Source organism: Pseudomonas neuropathica, assembly GCF_051174785.1.
GTDB lineage: Bacteria > Pseudomonadota > Gammaproteobacteria > Pseudomonadales > Pseudomonadaceae > Aquipseudomonas > Aquipseudomonas neuropathica_A.
On the sequence record NZ_CP195111.1, the window covers coordinates 4,119,734 to 4,135,310 of the forward strand.

At 61.3% G+C, this 15,577-nt stretch carries 14 protein-coding genes; 10 read left to right on the forward strand and 4 right to left on the reverse strand.

The window, feature by feature from the left end:
* The first annotated feature begins 6 nt into the window (after positions 1–6).
* From speA to ACRRSD_RS18585, 4 genes are all read left to right on the forward strand, one after another.
* On the forward strand, positions 7–1,920 hold the full coding sequence (gene speA, locus ACRRSD_RS18570) for an arginine decarboxylase (RefSeq protein WP_038360569.1): 1,914 nt from the start codon (positions 7–9) through the stop codon (positions 1,918–1,920).
* A 233-nt stretch (positions 1,921–2,153) separates the two neighbouring features.
* Positions 2,154–3,497 (forward strand): type VI secretion system Vgr family protein, encoded by a 1,344-nt coding sequence (locus ACRRSD_RS18575; protein WP_435034602.1) that lies wholly within the window; start codon positions 2,154–2,156, stop codon positions 3,495–3,497.
* Positions 3,494–4,288, forward strand: a complete 795-nt coding sequence (locus tag ACRRSD_RS18580; RefSeq protein WP_435034603.1) for a DUF4123 domain-containing protein — start codon at positions 3,494–3,496, stop codon at positions 4,286–4,288. The genes ACRRSD_RS18575 and ACRRSD_RS18580 overlap by 4 nt, the downstream gene beginning before the upstream one ends.
* Before the next feature lie 17 nt (positions 4,289–4,305).
* Positions 4,306–5,169 carry an alpha/beta hydrolase gene (locus ACRRSD_RS18585; protein WP_435034604.1) on the forward strand — a complete coding sequence of 288 codons (864 nt, stop codon included), beginning with the start codon at positions 4,306–4,308 and terminating at the stop codon, positions 5,167–5,169.
* Here the strand turns inward: ACRRSD_RS18585 and ACRRSD_RS18590 are convergent.
* Positions 5,163–6,512: an MATE family efflux transporter gene (locus tag ACRRSD_RS18590; protein WP_435034605.1), complete on the reverse strand. Its 1,350-nt coding sequence runs from the start codon at positions 6,510–6,512 to the stop codon at positions 5,163–5,165. The genes ACRRSD_RS18585 and ACRRSD_RS18590 overlap by 7 nt on opposite strands.
* A gap of 221 nt (positions 6,513–6,733) precedes the next feature.
* Between ACRRSD_RS18590 and ACRRSD_RS18595 the strand changes: the two genes are divergently transcribed.
* Positions 6,734–6,883: a hypothetical protein gene (locus tag ACRRSD_RS18595; RefSeq protein WP_435034606.1), complete on the forward strand. Its 150-nt coding sequence runs from the start codon at positions 6,734–6,736 to the stop codon at positions 6,881–6,883.
* A 425-nt stretch (positions 6,884–7,308) separates the two neighbouring features.
* On the opposite strand, the gene ACRRSD_RS18600 is transcribed toward ACRRSD_RS18595, so the two are convergent.
* Entirely contained in the window at positions 7,309–7,602 is a 294-nt protein-coding gene (locus tag ACRRSD_RS18600) for a hypothetical protein (RefSeq protein WP_007914623.1), read from the reverse strand.
* Positions 7,603–7,847: 245 nt separating this feature from the next.
* Between ACRRSD_RS18600 and ACRRSD_RS18605 the strand changes: the two genes are divergently transcribed.
* The 5 genes from ACRRSD_RS18605 to ACRRSD_RS18625 all read left to right on the forward strand — a co-directional run bounded on the left by ACRRSD_RS18605 (position 7,848) and on the right by ACRRSD_RS18625 (position 12,368).
* Positions 7,848–8,150 carry a MazG-like family protein gene (locus ACRRSD_RS18605; protein ID WP_007914625.1) on the forward strand — a complete coding sequence of 101 codons (303 nt, stop codon included), beginning with the start codon at positions 7,848–7,850 and terminating at the stop codon, positions 8,148–8,150.
* A complete protein-coding gene (locus tag ACRRSD_RS18610; protein WP_435034607.1) occupies positions 8,150–8,899 on the forward strand; it encodes a methyltransferase domain-containing protein in 750 nt (249 codons plus the stop codon). Before ACRRSD_RS18605 ends, ACRRSD_RS18610 begins: the two co-directional genes overlap by 1 nt.
* A 12-nt stretch (positions 8,900–8,911) precedes the next feature.
* Positions 8,912–9,526, forward strand: coding sequence for a DUF4136 domain-containing protein (locus ACRRSD_RS18615; protein ID WP_435034608.1), 615 nt, complete (start codon positions 8,912–8,914; stop codon positions 9,524–9,526).
* Between the two features lie 54 nt (positions 9,527–9,580).
* Positions 9,581–10,138, forward strand: coding sequence for a DUF4136 domain-containing protein (locus tag ACRRSD_RS18620; protein ID WP_435034610.1), 558 nt, complete (start codon positions 9,581–9,583; stop codon positions 10,136–10,138).
* Between the two features lie 238 nt (positions 10,139–10,376).
* Positions 10,377–12,368, forward strand: coding sequence for a pilus assembly protein TadG-related protein (locus ACRRSD_RS18625; protein WP_435034611.1), 1,992 nt, complete (start codon positions 10,377–10,379; stop codon positions 12,366–12,368).
* Here ACRRSD_RS18625 and ACRRSD_RS18630 read toward each other — a convergent pair.
* Both ACRRSD_RS18630 and ACRRSD_RS18635 read right to left on the reverse strand, forming a co-directional pair.
* Positions 12,365–15,100, reverse strand: a complete 2,736-nt coding sequence (locus ACRRSD_RS18630) for a PAS domain-containing protein (protein ID WP_435034613.1) — start codon at positions 15,098–15,100, stop codon at positions 12,365–12,367. The two genes, ACRRSD_RS18625 and ACRRSD_RS18630, sit on opposite strands and share 4 nt — an antisense overlap.
* On the reverse strand, positions 15,097–15,537 hold the full coding sequence (locus tag ACRRSD_RS18635; RefSeq protein WP_435034615.1) for a TadE/TadG family type IV pilus assembly protein: 441 nt from the start codon (positions 15,535–15,537) through the stop codon (positions 15,097–15,099). Before ACRRSD_RS18635 ends, ACRRSD_RS18630 begins: the two co-directional genes overlap by 4 nt.
* Positions 15,538–15,577 lie beyond the last annotated feature (40 nt).

Here is a 15,577-nt window from a genome sequence, read left to right on the forward strand (position 1 = left end):
ACTTCGATGTCCGTACGACGCACACGCAAAGACGATGGCAGCCAATGGACAGTTGCGGACAGCCGCAGTGTTTACGGGATTCGCCATTGGGGGGCCGGGTATTTCGCGATCAATGACGCCGGTCGCGTCGAAGTTCGTCCGAACGGCCCGAGCAGCTCGCCTATCGACCTGTTCGAGCAAGTCGACCAACTGCGCAAAAGCGGTTTGTCCTTGCCGTTGCTGGTTCGTTTCCCCGACATTTTGCAAGACCGTGTACGCCAGTTGACCGGCGCCTTCGATTCGAACATCGAGCGCCTGGAATACCAAAGCAAATACACCGCGCTGTACCCGATCAAGGTTAACCAGCAAGAAGCGGTGATCGAGAACATCATCGCTACCCAGGACGTTTCCATCGGTCTGGAAGCCGGCTCCAAGCCTGAGCTGCTGGCCGTCCTGGCGCTGGCGCCGAAGGGTGGCACCATCGTTTGCAACGGTTACAAGGACCGCGAGTTCATTCGTCTGGCGCTGATGGGCCAGAAGCTCGGCCACAATGTTTTCATTGTGATCGAGAAAGAATCCGAAGTCGGTCTGGTGATCGAAGAAGCCGCCTCGCTGAAGGTCAAGCCACAGGTCGGTCTGCGCGTGCGTCTGTCGTCGCTGGCTTCGTCGAAGTGGGCGGACACCGGTGGCGAGAAATCCAAATTCGGTCTGTCGGCCGCGCAACTGCTGTCGGTGGTCGAGCGCTTCCGCGCTGCCGGTCTCGATCAAGGCATTCGCTTGCTGCACTTCCACATGGGTTCGCAGATTGCCAACCTGGCTGACTATCAACACGGCTTCAAAGAAGCGATCCGTTACTACGGCGAGCTGCGCAACCTCGGTCTGCCGGTCGATCACATCGACGTCGGTGGCGGCCTGGGTGTCGACTACGACGGCACGCACTCGCGCAACGCCAGTTCGATCAACTACGACATGGACGATTACGCCGGTGTCGTGGTCGGCATGCTCAAGGAATTCTGCGATGCGCAGAGCCTGCCGCATCCGCACATTTTCTCCGAAAGCGGCCGTTCGCTGACCGCGCACCACGCGATGCTGGTGGTGCAGGTGACCGACGTCGAGAAGCACAACGACGAAATCCCGCAGATCGAAAACAAGGAGTCGCTGCCGGAAACCGTGCAGTGGCTGGTTGATCTGCTCGGCCCGACCGACATTGAAATGGTCACCGAAACCTACTGGCGCGCCACCCACTACATGAGCGACGTGGCCGCGCAGTATGCCGACGGCAAACTGACCCTGGCCGAAAAAGCCTTGGCCGAGCAGTGCTACTTCGCTGTGTGCCGTCGCCTGCACAACTCGCTGAAGGCTCGTCAGCGTTCGCACCGCCAGGTGCTCGATGAGCTCAACGACAAGCTGGCCGACAAGTACATCTGCAACTTCTCGGTGTTCCAGAGCCTGCCGGACACCTGGGCGATCGATCAGGTGCTGCCGATCATCCCGCTGCACCGTCTCGACGAAGAGCCGCTGCGCCGCGCGGTGCTGCAGGATCTGACCTGCGACTCCGACGGCAAGATCAACCAGTACGTCGACGAGCAGAGCATCGAAACCAGCCTGCCTGTGCACGGTTTGAATGAAGGCGAAGACTACCTGCTGGGCGTGTTCCTCGTTGGCGCCTATCAGGAAATCCTCGGCGACATGCACAACCTGTTCGGTGACACCGACTCGGTGAACATCTACCAGAACGCCGATGGCAGCGTGTACCACGCCGGCATCGAGACCCACGACACCATCGAAGACATGCTGCGTTACGTGCACTTGTCGCCGGAAGAACTGATGACGCACTACCGCGACAAGTGCGCCAGTGCCCGCATCAGTGCCAGCGAGCGCACGCAATTCCTCGATGCCTTGCGTCTGGGCCTGACCCGTTCTTCCTACCTGTCTTCCTGAGGTCAGGTGGCGATCTCGCCGGGTTGTCTGAATTTTTCCTGAAGGTGGCGGAAAATTCGGATGATCCGGTGGGATATCTCCCAAAATCTTCGCGAAAGTCTTGGCCTTCGCGGCCAGAAAAGTCATCCGGTCTGCTTTTCGCGTAGGTCATTTCCTAAGTTGTACTTCAGCTCTCTACTCGGCCATGGCTCTCGGCGAGAATCCCCGGCCGCCCCTCCTGTAGAGATCCGCCCATGTTCGATCCAGTCAACGAGTCGTCGTTTCGTCTCGATGTAGCGGGCCTGTCCGACCCCTTCGAAGTCCTGGCCTTTACCGGTAGCGAAGCCCTCAGCGAATCCTTTGCGTTCGAGATCGATGTATTGATCGACGATCCGCACCTGGACCTCGCCGGCCTGCTTTACCGTTCGGCATTCCTCTGTTTCGGGCCGTCGGGGGAGGGCGTGCACGGGCAACTGCAGAGCCTTGTCCAGCATGAACACGGACAAGGCTTGCAGTTGAGCCGGATTCGTCTGGGGCCGAAGCTGGGTTGCCTCGCGCTGCGTTTCAGTCAGCGCATCTTCAGTGGTCGTTCCGTGCCGCAGATCATCGAGCAAGTGCTCAGGGAGCACGGGATAGTCGGTGCTCAGCGCCGTTTCGAATTGCATGGCAACTACCCGGCCCGGACGTTCTGCACGCAATACCGCGAGTCCGATCTGCAACTGCTCCAGCGCTTGTGCGCGCAGGCGCGGATTCACTATTACTTTGAGCATGACCGCGACCGGCATTGCCTGGTTTTTGCCGATGATCCGGCGCAGTTGCCATTGGCAGGTACCGCGCGTTATCGGTGTGAAGACGACGGTGACGGTTCTCCGGCCTTGCACCAATGGCAGTTGCAAAGTGCAATTGCGGCCAATGCATCAGGCGTGCAACGCGCTGAAGGTCAGAGTGATCTGGCGGCGTTGCGCAGCGGTCATTGGCTGCGGTTGGCCGGGCATCCCTTCGCCGAATGCAATCGCCCATGGTTGCTGACACGCATTGAGCATCGCGCCGATCCATCTCACGAACCGCCCTACGCCAACCGACTGTTCGGCACGGTGCAGGTGCCGTGTGCCTCGGCCACAGCACCATCGCGCCTGCGCATGCACAGCCTGCAACGCGCCTGGGTGGTGGCGGTCGATGAACCACAACCCGACCGTTTGCGCCCGGTGGCGGTGCAATTCGACTGGCTGTATCAAGGCGAAGGGGCGGCGCCGAGTCACTGTTGGCTGCCGCTCGCGCCGTCTCTGGCACAGGCACCGATGGCCGCGCTGAGCGATGGCGTCGAGGTGGTGGTGAGCTTTTTCGAGGGCGATCCGGATCAGCCGATGATCAGCGGTGTGCTGCAGCCGCCCATCGCCGCCGACAGCGATTGCGACGAGGTGCCGCAGTTGCCACTGCCCGACAGGCTGGTCAGTGACGGCCTGCAGCGACTGTTGATGTCTGGTGACCCTTTGCTGCTGTTGTGCCTGATCCCCGGCGGTGGCAGTTTCAACCATTGCTCACAGTCGGTGTGCAGCTGTCGACTGGTCACCGCGCTTGAACAGAGCGGCGCAACATGAGTGGCGCGGCACTGGAGTCCATGGCGCAGTGGTTGTTGCTCGATGGCCTGGATGCACCGCAGGCCCGGCTGATCTTGCGCCGGGCGTTTGCCGACGTGCAGTGCTTCAGTCTGTTCTCTGGCACCGAGTTCGAACCGGTCAGCGAGCACGGCCCGGTATTGATCGATTTGCGCAATTGCCCGGCATTGGCCGCGTTGTGTCACAGCGACCCGAATACCTGGCGCGGGCTGTTGCTGGGCAGTGAGGTCTGCGCGCAACGGTTGCTGAGCCACTTGCAACGCATGCTCACGGTGTCGTTCGGATTAAGTCATCGGGCCTTGCTCAGTTATTACAACCGGCAGACCGCGAGCTATTTTTTCGATGCCTGTGACGCCACGGAGTTGAGCCGCTGGCTCGGCCCGATCCGCCAGTTGCGCTGGTTCGGCGGCACCTGGGCCGACCGTGCGATTGGCAGTCAGGGCTGGCAGCAGTTGCGCAATCCGGGGCTCGCCGTCGAGCCGCTGAGCATCGAACAAAGCCTGACCCGTCGCCAGCGCGAACGCCTGCAAACCTGTCTTCTGGAGCAGCACATCTGGCGCTGGTGCCAATCGCTGGGAACCGATTACGCGACGATGTCCTCCCATGTTCAACAAGGCCTGGCGCTGGGATTCAGCGATCGCACCGTGCTCGATGGCTGGTTATGGCTACGCTTGCTGCATCCGCGTGCCGTGCTGGTGCCACCTCCGGTGGGTTTGACCCAGCAACAGCGGCTTGACCATGTACGACGCCAGTGGCACGGCGATCAGTCCTGAGGTGAGGTTCGGCGCGTATGGCAGGTTTATTCCGGCAGGGGTTGGGCATTGTGTTGCTGCTGGTGCTGAGCGGTTGTTCGCCGGTGCAGTTGCTCAATGCGCTGACCCCGGACAGCACGTACGACAAAACCGTGGGCATCGCGTATGGCGACGACCCGCGGCAGAAGCTCGACGTGTATGTACCGCATCGACCGATGCCCGGCGCGCCGGTGGTGGTGTTTTTCTATGGCGGCAGCTGGAACAGCGGTTCGCGCGTTGACTACCGCTTTGTCGGCGAAGCGCTGGCGTCGCGGGGGATAGTCACGGTGGTGGCGGATTACCGCTTGTATCCGCAGGTGCGCTATCCACTGTTTCTGCGGGACGGCGCGCGGGCGGTGGCGTGGACCAAAGCGCATATCAGCGAGTTTTCCGGCAACCCGCAGCGCTTGTATTTGATGGGCCACAGCTCCGGCGGTTACAACGCGGCGATGCTCGCGCTGGATGATGAATGGCTCGCCGCAGTGGGCATGTCGCCCGGGGATTTGCAGGGCTGGATCGGTCTGGCCGGGCCGTATGACTTTCTGCCGATCGAAAATCCCGAGGTGCGTCCGGTGTTCTTCTGGCCGGACTCGCCGCCGCAATCGCAGCCGGTCAACCATGTCAGTCGCGGCGCACCGCCAGCGCTGCTGATCGCCGCGACCGAGGATGATCTGGTCAATCCGAAGCGTAATACCGGCGGACTTGCGAGCAAGCTGCGCGAGGCCGGGGTGCCGGTGCAGGACTTGTATTATTCGCGGCCCAATCACATTACGTTGCTGGCAACCTTGTCACGACCGTTGCGGCAACTTGCGCCAGTGCTCGATCAGGTCGTCGGGTTTATTGCACACACGCCGGCTCAGTGAACGCCGCCACTGAACCAGCCATCGTTACGCTTGAGCCACCAGGCTTGCGCGCCAAGGGTCAGGCTGCGCAACACCATGAACAGCAGAAAAGTTATCCACAGTCCGTGATTGCCGAAACCTTGCAGCGCCAAGGCGAACGGCAATAGCAGAACCACGGTGATCAGCATGCCGTTGCGCATTTCCCGCGCGCGGGTGGCGCCGATGAACAAACCGTCGAGCAAGTAGCTCCAGACCGCAATCAGCGGCAGCACGGCGAGGTAGGGCAGGTAGACAAAGGCCGTGTCGCGCACGCTCTGGATGTCGGTCTGCATCTCGATGAACAGGTGCCCGGCCAGCAGAAACAACGTGGCAAAGCCCAGACTGGCGATCAGGGACCAGCCGCCGGCCACTACCAGCGAACGACGCAGGGCCAGACGATCACGGGCGCCGATGGCGTGTCCGCACAAGGCTTCGACGGCATGGGCCAGACCGTCCAGCGCATGTGCGGTCAGCAGCAAGCCATTGAGCAGCAGCGCGTTGGCCGCCACCGTCGAATCGCCCAGCCGCGCGCCTTGCACGGTGATCAGGAAAAACACCGATTGCAACGCCAGGCTGCGAATGAAGATATCGCGGTTGACCGCCAGCAGCGGGCGCCAGCTCTGCCAGACCTTCAACGCTGCCCAGACGATGTGCCCCGGATACGCCCGCAACGCCTTGCGAGTCAGTAGCAGGCCGAGCAGGGCACCGCTCCATTCGGCGATGACCGAGGCCCGCGCCGAACCGACAACGCCCCAGTCCAGACCGATCACGAACCACAGATTGAGGAAGATGTTGATCAGGTTGGTAGTCAGAAGAATCGCCAGCGGCGCCCGGGCATTTTGCGTGCCGAGAAACCAGCCGACCAGCGCATAACTGGCCAGCGCCGCCGGCAGGCCGAACAGCCGCGTGTGGAAGAAATCCCGGGTGAGTTGATCCAGCTCCGCTGACGGTTGCATGAAGTGCAGTGCAACTCCGCTCAGCGGCACACCCAAAGTGCCAAGCACCAGCGCCAGCCCCATCGCCAACAGCAAGCCCTGCAACAGAATCTGCCGCAACGCCGCACCGTCGCTGCGCCCGGCGGCCTGTGCGGCAAATCCGGTGGTGCCCATGCGCAGAAAACCCATGGCCCAGGCGAGAAAGGTGTAAAGGCTGGCGCCGACCGCCACCGCGCCCAACTGATGAGCGTGGGGCAAATGGCCGATGACGGTGCTGTCGACCAGTGCCACCAGCGGTACGGATATATTGGAAAGAATCATGGGCGCGGCGAGTGCCCAGACCTTGCGGTGGGTTGGGCGGTCGCGCCAGTCGGCGATCAGAGTGGACATGCGGGCTCCTTGAGGACGCGGGCATTGTAGCGATTCACCAAGGATTTACCGCACTCGGGTCTGGGCCGGGCTGCGATGGCGCTCACCGGCGACAGATTCAGTTATGCGCGCTGCTCAAAAAAACGCCGCGCATAGGTACATAAATATGTACCGCACGCCAGATTTGCACACGGGGTTCAATTGCTTTCAAGCATTCAAACACGTTACTGGAAGGCGCAAATATGGATCACTCTGAAAGCATCATCTCTGGCGTCATCAACGCCTTTGTGACGGCGCTTCGCTCCACCGGCTATTTCGAAAGCGCGGAGAACGCGATGGTCAACGCTCCCTATCGCAAGCATATTATCTGGCTGAAAAAAACGCAGCGATGAAGCGTCCCTTGAGGTCGTCATCAAGGCCGAGATAACAAGAAGCATTGACTGCAACGTCACGACTACGCTGCCCGGCAAACTTCACAAAGAGCCGCTGGGATATTTCCGACTTGATTTGCCGATCACCCTGTCGACAAGAAAGGGATGCCCGGTCACCCATGAAGAAACGGTGCCATTAGTGCTCACGGGCAACACGTTCGATTATTCGAGCAGACAGCCCATTGTTATTCATGCACACGCGAGTATTGAAATTTCGTACGCGATTGAAAAAAAGAGCGCGGCGGTTAGCGGTTGAGTGTTTTTCAACGACCAAAAACTAGCGGGTATTTCGTTAAGCGAGAATCCGCGAGCCAAGTGCTGCCAGCATTCATTTGATTGGTCCTGCCTTTGATTCAGCCCCCTGATGTGAGGGGGCTTTTACAGAGTCAATGAATAATCCAGCTAAGCAGCCACAACCCCAGCAACAACCAGATGATCCCGGCAATGATCGAGGCATTCATGAATGCGCGAATCGCTGACCACAACAGCATCAGCCCGACGATCAGCGCGATGATGCTGATGATCGAGGTGTCCATCCCCAGTGTCTTGGCCAGCCCGTCGACAAAATTGCCACCGGCATTGCTCAGAATGTTGAACAAGCCGCTGAGGCCATCGACGATAAACCGGATGACCGAACCGAGCGCTTGCCCGAGCCATTCGAAAAAGCTTTCTACCTGCATGTGTTCATCCTGATCAAAGAGCTGAGCCTTGGGCCACAACGCAGGTGGCCGAGTTCCCTGCATGATAGAAGGTTTGCACCCATTCTGTGTGGGAGCGAGCCTGCTCGCGAATCGGGGGGATCAGATAACTGATGGGTTGAATGACACAGCGCTTTCGCGAGCAGGCTCGCTCCCACATCAGATCACCTGCGCCGCTTGCCTTTGGTGGGTATCCCCCCGAAGCTATACGCCTTCAGGAGAGCCCGATGAACCTTGTTGAACTGACCGAACGCCTGCACGCCATTCGCGACCGCAATGACTGGCGGCAATTTCATAGCCCGAAAAACCTCGCCATGGCGGCCAGCGTCGAGATGTCCGAACTGGTGGAAATCTTCCAGTGGCTGACGGAAGACCAATCGCGCCAGTTGCCGGCGGACAAGCTCGCCCACGCCGGGCAGGAAGTCGGCGATATCGTCCTGTATCTGTTGCTGCTGTGCAGCGAGTTGGGGTTGGACATGAATGAAGTGGTGCGTGCCAAGCTCGCCGACAGCGAACGGCGGTTCAGCTGATGAGCGACCGGCATTTCGATCAGTTGGCGACGCGCTTCGCTGAAAAAATCTACGGTGGCGCCAAAGGTGCGATCCGTCTCGCGGTGTTGCAGGCTGACCTGGCCGAAGCGCTGCCGGATCGTCCGTTGCGCGTCCTGGACGTCGGTGGCGGCCTTGGCCACATGTCGCTGTGGCTGGCCGAGCGCGGCCACGATGTGATCTTCACCGAGCCGGCCGCGCCGATGCTCGAAGGTGCGCGCCAGCGTTTTGCCGACGCCGGGCAAACCGCGACGTTCATTCAGGCATCGTGGCAGGAACTGCTCGGCCAACTCACCGAACCGTACGATCTGGTGATCTGCCACGCCGTGCTGGAATGGTTGGCCGAACCTCACGCTATCCTGCCGGTGCTGCATCAACTGACCAAGCCCGGTGGCTGGTTGTCGCTGGCGTTCTACAACCGCGATGCGCTGATTTATCGCAATCTGCTCAAAGGCCATTTCAAGAAAATGCGCAAGAACGTCATGGCCGGCGAAAAGCAGAGCCTGACCCCGCAGCAGCCTCTCGACCCACGGGAACTGGCAACGCAACTCGACGGCCTGTGGCAGGTCGAAACCCAGAGCGGGATCCGGGTTTTTCACGACTACATGCCGGTGGAGTTCCAGGCCCGCGCCGAACTCGTGGATTTGCTTGAGATGGAGCTCGCTCACCGCCGTCACCCAAGCTTCGCCGGGCTTGGGCGTTACTTGCACTGGATCTGCCGGCCGATCTGATCGGAGCGCGACATGAAAGCTCAATCCGGGTTACTGCTGATGTGTCTGGGGTTGGCTGCTTGCCAAAGCAGCAACCCTTACGTGGCGCAATCGCGGCTCTTGCCGCCGGCGCCAGCGCAAGCCGCCACCACCTTCGACCGCAGCGCGTACCCGGCGCCGCCGCGTGATTATGGGCGCTATCGCAGTTGGGCCTGGCTCAACGGGCAACTGCCGCCGGGCACGGCGTGGGCGGATTCGGCGCAAGTGGCGGAAGCGGTGAGCAATGCGCTGGATCAGCGCGGTTTGCGCCCGTTACATGACAATCGCCCGGCCGACCTGTTGGTCAGTGCCGATCTGCGTCTGGAAACCCGTTTGCGTCAGGTCCAGGACGACTACGGTTACTACGGCGGCGGATACGGCGGCTATGATCGATATGGTCGCGGTTACGGTATGTACAACACGGTGCCGATCGTGCGCACGTATTCGGAGCAGGTCGTGGTGGTGCAGGTCAATCTGTTCGACGCCGGCAGCGGTCAACCGGTGTGGAGTGCCAGTGCCGAAACCGCGAACAAGGGCAGCGAAATCGATCGCACCGATTCGATCCGCGAGGCTGTGGAAAAGGCCATGTCGGCGTATCCTCCCAGTTAGCTTCGTGCCCATTCGAAACTACCGCAGGTTCATGTCTTCAACCGGAGAAAAACCATGTTCCGCCGTCTCGCTCTACTGGCCATGGCCGCGCTGCTCAGCGCCTGCGCCGCCAACCAGGTCAATCATGACTTCGATGCCAGCCGTGATTTTGCCGCCTATCGCAGCTGGAGCTGGAAAGACCCCGCCCTGCAATATCGTCCCGATGATCCACGGATCAAGAGCGACCTGACCGAACAACGCATCCGCCAGGCCGTGGCCGATCAGCTCGACCAGCGCGGTTTGCGCCCGGCCACCGCAGGCGCCAAGGGCGACTTGAATGTGCAGACGTACCTGATCGTCGAGAATCGCCAGCAGCAAGTGACGACCAATTACGGCGGCGGTTGGGGTGGTCCGTGGAACGGCTACTGGGGCGCACCGATGTACAACGAAACGCGCAACATCACCTACAAGGTCGCAACCATCCAGATCGACCTGCTCGACGGCAAGGACGGTAAACTGGTGTGGCGCGGCAGCGATGAGCAGATGCTCTCCGGCAAGCCGAATCCGGAAGATCGCAGCAACGCTATTCGTGAGACCGTCGCCCGCATCCTTACCAACTATCCACCGCGCTGAATCCGTTAAAAAGTGGGAGCTGTTGAACTCCCATTTTTTTGTTCCACCCATAAATTCCAATGTGGGAGCGAGCCTGCTCGCGAAAGCAGGATGTCATTCAACTGTTATTTATCTGACACGACGCCTTCGCGAGCAGGCTCGCTCCCACAGGGATGTCTGTCTGTTCGAAATGGCGCGTTGCCATTAGGCGCGTCTACACTCACTTGCATCAATGGAGGTAACGGCAAAGGAGTGCGCCATGTCGCCTCGTTCCCGATTCAATGGCCCGGCCCGTCAGCGTGGAGCGATCGGTCTGATGGCGGTGCTGACTCTCGGGCTGGCGCTGGTGTGCATGGTGCTGGTGGTCGACAGCGGTCGTTTGTACATGGAGCAACGTCGCCTGCAGCGGGTGGTCGATGTCGCCGCGCTGGAGGCCGTTTCCCGCGGAGGCGATTGCTTGTCTGGTGCCAGCGCAGCGCAATACGCGGCAGCCAGTGCGGCACGCAACCATTTCACCGTGGCGCAGGGTGTCACCACCCTGGTCGTGACCTGCGGCAGCGTGCAAACCGGTGCGAACAACCTGCGTGGCTTCTCCGCCGACGCCACCAAGAAAGAAGCCATCAGCGTGGTCGCTACCCGCGTCGTGCCCACCAGTGTGGCCGCCGCGCTGTACGCGCTGGTTGCGCCTGGCGGCGTCACGCCGACCACTCGCCTCGGCGCCACAGCCGTTGGCGCCGCGGCGATTCTGCCGCCCCAGGCGCAATTGACCATCGGCACCACGCTGGCCACCGTGGATGCCAGCAAGTCTGCGCTCCTCAACTCGATATGGGGGGGAATGCTCGGTGGCAGCCTCAACCTCAGCGTCGCCGGATGGCAGGGGCTGGTGCAAAGCCAGATCAACCTGCTTAGCTATCTCAATCAATTGGCCCTCGACGTTAACGTCGACGCCGGCAACTACACCCAGTTGCTGGCCAAGAACATCAGGGTTGGCCAACTTATCGACAGCGCCATCACCGTGCTGACCAAGGGCGGTACCACGACCAGCATCGCGGTCGACGGCCTGGTCGGGCTGAAAGCGGTGGCCGGCAGCACCGAAGTGGCACTCGGCAAATTGCTGCAACTGCAGGCCGGTGCCACGTCGGCTGCGCTCAATGCCAATCTGCAATTGTTCCAGCTGCTCGAAGCCGTCGTGCAAGTGGCCAACAGTCAGAACGCGCTTACAGCATCGGTGCCGATCAGTATTCCCGGGCTGGTCAACGGCGCGGTCAAAGTCAAAGTCATCCAGCCACCGCAGTTGTCGGCCGTGGGCAACCCGGTGCTGGCCAAGGCCGACCCCATGGGGGCCAATCGGATCTACGTGAAAACCGCGCAGGTGCGCACGTTGATCTCGCTGAATCTGCCCGTGCTGTCCGGCGTGGCCGGGCTGGCCAGCGCGATTACCAGTACGCCCTTGGTGGGCGGGCTGACGGACACCCTCAACAACCTTTTGCACCTGAACATTGCCGGCACGCTGAACTCGTTGTTCTGCACGTTGGGTGGCACTTGTGAGCGCACCAACCTGCAAATTCTGCCCACGTCCTCCATCGACATTTTGCTGGAGGCCGCTGCCGCCGACAGCCATGTCATCGATTTCAACTGCGTCAGCGATGCGAGCAAAAGCCTGACCACCCAGACCAACTCCTCGCTGGTCAAACTCAAGGTCGGCAAGATCGACGCGATCAACGCGTTTTCATCCGCGGCGGATGTCACCGTGGAGCCGTTGGCATTGATTGATGTCGGCGTGATCACCTGCACCATTCCCCTGCTGGGCCTGGGTTCGGCCACCTGCGACCCGAACTCGCGCAAACCGTTCTACGGCGGCGGTCTCGGCGTGAGGGTCGACACCACGGTGGCCAGCACTCAGAACATCCATACCTACAACCAGCCGCCGGAAATCAAACAAACGCCGCAGACCTGGAGCTTCGGTACGCAAGGAGTGGTCAACAGCCTCAAAGGCACGTTGAGCGGGGTTCAGGTTCAAGCCTACAAACCCACCGGTTCAAGCCTGCTGGGCGGCTTGCTCACCACCACCGCCGATGTGCTGGCCGGCGTCAACAACACGCTCGGTGTGGTGATTGATAATCTGTTGAGCCCGGTGCTCGATCCGCTACTCGACAGTTTGCTCGTCAACCTCGGCATCACCCTGAACCGGGTCGATGTCGGTGCCAACCTCAGTTGTCGACCGCCCGGCCAACCGACACTGGTGATCTAATCGCTCAGCGCAATCGGCAGCTCGATGCAGAACCGCGCACCTTCAGCGCCATTGCGCACGCTCAGACGGCCGCCCATGTTTTCGATGATGCCGTAGCTTACCGACAAGCCCAGACCGGTGCCGACGCCGACCGGTTTGGTGGTAAAAAACGGCTCGAAAATGCGTTCCAGCAGGCGCGGATCGATGCCGCCGCCGTTGTCCTCGACCCACAGGCGCACGACGTGCTCATCGCACTCGGCATGCACGGCGATCCACGGCTGGAAGTCGCGATCGGCTTCGCGCTTGCCGAGCAAGGCGTCGCGAGCGTTGACCATCAGGTTGATCAGCACCTGCTCGAGTTGATCGACGTAACCGCGCACCTCGACCTGGAAACCAGCCTCTTTGATTCGCACCTCGACACCTTTGCCGCGCAGCCCTTCGGACAACAGCGACAACGTGCCTTCAATCGCCTCGAGCGGGTTGAACGGATGTTGTTCGATTTCCGAGCGGCGACCGAATACGCGCATGTGATCCACCACCCGCGCGGCCCGTTGCACTTGCGCGTCGATGCGATTGAGCTTGTCGGTCAGATAATCGATCTGCACATCGCCGTTGCTCAGGCGCTTGAGCACATTGACGATGGCCATGCGCATCACGTTCAGCGGTTGATTGATTTCATGGGCCAGGCCCGTCGCCATTTCGCCGAGGGTGGCCATTTTTGCGCTCTGCGTCAATTGTTGCTGGGAGCGCCGCACCTCGGTGTTGTCACGGCCCACCGCTTGCACCTCGACCAGTTGCCCCTGTGCATCGAACACGCCGCGATCCGACCAGACCCACCAGGCATGTTCGCGACCGGGCAGACGCAGATTGATTTCGGCGGTGCTCACCGGCAGTTCCGGGGTCAATTGGCTGATACGCAGGAGGAAGGCTTCGCGCTGATCGTCGGACATCCAGCTGCCCAGATTGACCCCGGGCAATTGCTCCGGCGGGCATTCCAGATACGTCGCCAAAGGCCGGTTACCGAAGGTCAGCGTCAGGTCCGGGCGATAGCGGCAGATCATCGCCGGTGAATCTTCGACCAGAATCCGGTAGCGCTCTTCGCTCGCCTTGACCTGTTCGGCGGCGAGCGTGGCCTCGGTGACGTCCAGCCACAAGCCCACCGCTTCCACTGGCAGACCGAGATCGTCGCGCAGCAGCCGGGCTTCGTCGAGCAGCCAGTGGGCGTGGCCCTGGCGGTCGAGCATTCGATAACGCGTGCTCACCGAGCCTTCGCGCAGCAACTGGCGGGTGCGTTCGAAGTAGCGCGGGCGGTCTTCGGGGTGCACGTGTTCCACCAGGCGGCCATTGTCGCAGTCGGCGAGATTCCAGCCGAGCAACGGCTGCAGACTGGCGCTGAAGAATGTCGGTTGCAGCGCACCTTCGACATAACGCTGCACGTAGATCACGGCGGGTGAGCTGGCGATCAGGTTATCCAGCCGCGCATGGGCGGCTGCGGCCTGTTGCTGCTGATTCTTGATGTCGCTGATGTCGAGCATGAAACCGACTAACCGGCGTTCGGCGCCGATGCCCAGCGAGCGGCCTTGCAGGCGATACCACAGCGGCAATGCCTGATCGTTGCCTTGCAGGCGCACGCACAACTCCAATGGGCTGCCCTCATCCAGCAGCGATTGCAGGCGACTGCGCAGTTCATCGCGGTCGGCGGGATGCACCCGGTTGAACCAGTCCTCAATCGGCAATCGTTGCGCCGCCAGCCCCAGACTCTCAGCCAGTGCCGGCGCCAGTTGCACGTCGGCACGGTCGTTGCTGATTTCCCACCAACCGGTGCCGAGCAGCGCTTGCAGCACATCCAGGCGTTCCAGTTGCTGATGGTGGCGATGCTCGCGCAGGCGTTCCAGCAACGGCGCGGCAACAGCCGCGGCCAGCAACAGCCAATCGTGATCGTTCAGGTCCGGAGCCTGTTGCTGTGGGTCGTAAGCGGCGCACAGCAGCCATGCGGCCACGCCTTGGGCATCGCGATAGGGCACGGCGAAGCCTTCGTTCGGGCCGAGCAAGGCGCTCAGACGCGGTTGTTCGCCAGGCAACAAACGTTGCGGCAACGCGCCGTTGAGACTGTCCAGACTTGTGCCGAGTGCTTGCTGCTCACGCCAGATCTGCGGTGCATTCAGCGCCGCGTAGTGCTGATGGATCTGCCAGCCCTGACCTTGTTCGTCGAGCAATGCCACCGCCAGGCAGGGCACGTGCAAATGCTGACTCAGCCGTTGCAACTGCTCGCCCAAAACATCAGGCAGACGGGCGAGACTGCCCAGGCGCAAGTGGTCGCGTATTTGCGTGGCCAGCAACTGACATTGCTCGCGACTGCGCGTCTGTCGTCGTTCGCCGAGCAGATCGCCGATGTCCAGCAGTTGCAGGAGCCAGCCATCGCCCTGTGCCTGCAGCCAACCGCGCAAATGCAGCGGTGGACCGGCCAGACTGAAAAAATCCAGGTCGAGCACTTGTCCCTGCCAGTCGGCGGGGCTGCCCTCAAGCGCTAGGCTGCTGTGCGGCAAGACGTATTCGAGCAGGTGCGCGGGGTGACTGGCGGCCAGCCGCTGCGCAAGGAGATGGCGCAGCGGCCCGCTCAAATGATTGACCAGGCCGGCGCCATCCAGATACAGCTGCAGGCCGACACTGGACACCAGAGGGATGTCGAGCGGCGGGACGGTTTCCGGGTGGCGATTGAGCAGGCGAGCGAACAGCTTTTCTCCGGAACTCAAAACTGCAGGCTCGACGAGGCGCGCAGTGTGGCGGGCAAGCGCGGAACCGTGCCGATGCCCGGCAACACCAGAAACGGCAGCGCCTGATTCAATTTACTGGTGGGGTAGTTGATGGTCACCGTCAGCACGCCGCCGACATAGGTGATGTTGCTGTCTGCGGCCGCGTTGAAGTTCAGGGCACCAGGCAGCCAGGCCAGTTGCCGGTTCAGCTCGGCTCTGGCAGTGGCGGTGACGGCGGCGGGGTAATTGGCGGTGGCCGGATCAAGTGCAACGCTGCGGCGTACCGCCTCGGCCGTCGATTCGTTGAACGACTGCATCAGCAACAGCGGCAGGCTGTAGCTGACCAGACCATAAAACACGGCAAAAAAGATGACGAAAACCAAGGCGAATTCGATGGCGACGGCGCCTTTTTGCTTGCGGGGGAGGCCGGATTTCATGAGTGCGTCTACCCTGACTTTCACTACGTAATATCAGCAT

Bases quoted from the DNA above. Each gene is read 5' to 3' on its own strand.
- speA (WP_038360569.1), top strand. From the start codon at position 7: ATGTCCGTACGACGCACACGCAAAGACGATGGCAGCCAATGGACAGTT.
- ACRRSD_RS18575 (WP_435034602.1), top strand. From the start codon at position 2,154: ATGTTCGATCCAGTCAACGAGTCGTCGTTTCGTCTCGATGTAGCGGGC.
- ACRRSD_RS18580 (WP_435034603.1), top strand. From the start codon at position 3,494: ATGAGTGGCGCGGCACTGGAGTCCATGGCGCAGTGGTTGTTGCTCGAT.
- ACRRSD_RS18585 (WP_435034604.1), top strand. From the start codon at position 4,306: ATGGCAGGTTTATTCCGGCAGGGGTTGGGCATTGTGTTGCTGCTGGTG.
- ACRRSD_RS18590 (WP_435034605.1), bottom strand. From the start codon at position 6,512: ATGTCCACTCTGATCGCCGACTGGCGCGACCGCCCAACCCACCGCAAG.
- ACRRSD_RS18595 (WP_435034606.1), top strand. From the start codon at position 6,734: ATGGATCACTCTGAAAGCATCATCTCTGGCGTCATCAACGCCTTTGTG.
- ACRRSD_RS18600 (WP_007914623.1), bottom strand. From the start codon at position 7,602: ATGCAGGTAGAAAGCTTTTTCGAATGGCTCGGGCAAGCGCTCGGTTCG.
- ACRRSD_RS18605 (WP_007914625.1), top strand. From the start codon at position 7,848: ATGAACCTTGTTGAACTGACCGAACGCCTGCACGCCATTCGCGACCGC.
- ACRRSD_RS18610 (WP_435034607.1), top strand. From the start codon at position 8,150: ATGAGCGACCGGCATTTCGATCAGTTGGCGACGCGCTTCGCTGAAAAA.
- ACRRSD_RS18615 (WP_435034608.1), top strand. From the start codon at position 8,912: ATGAAAGCTCAATCCGGGTTACTGCTGATGTGTCTGGGGTTGGCTGCT.
- ACRRSD_RS18620 (WP_435034610.1), top strand. From the start codon at position 9,581: ATGTTCCGCCGTCTCGCTCTACTGGCCATGGCCGCGCTGCTCAGCGCC.
- ACRRSD_RS18625 (WP_435034611.1), top strand. From the start codon at position 10,377: ATGTCGCCTCGTTCCCGATTCAATGGCCCGGCCCGTCAGCGTGGAGCG.
- ACRRSD_RS18635 (WP_435034615.1), bottom strand. From the start codon at position 15,537: ATGAAATCCGGCCTCCCCCGCAAGCAAAAAGGCGCCGTCGCCATCGAA.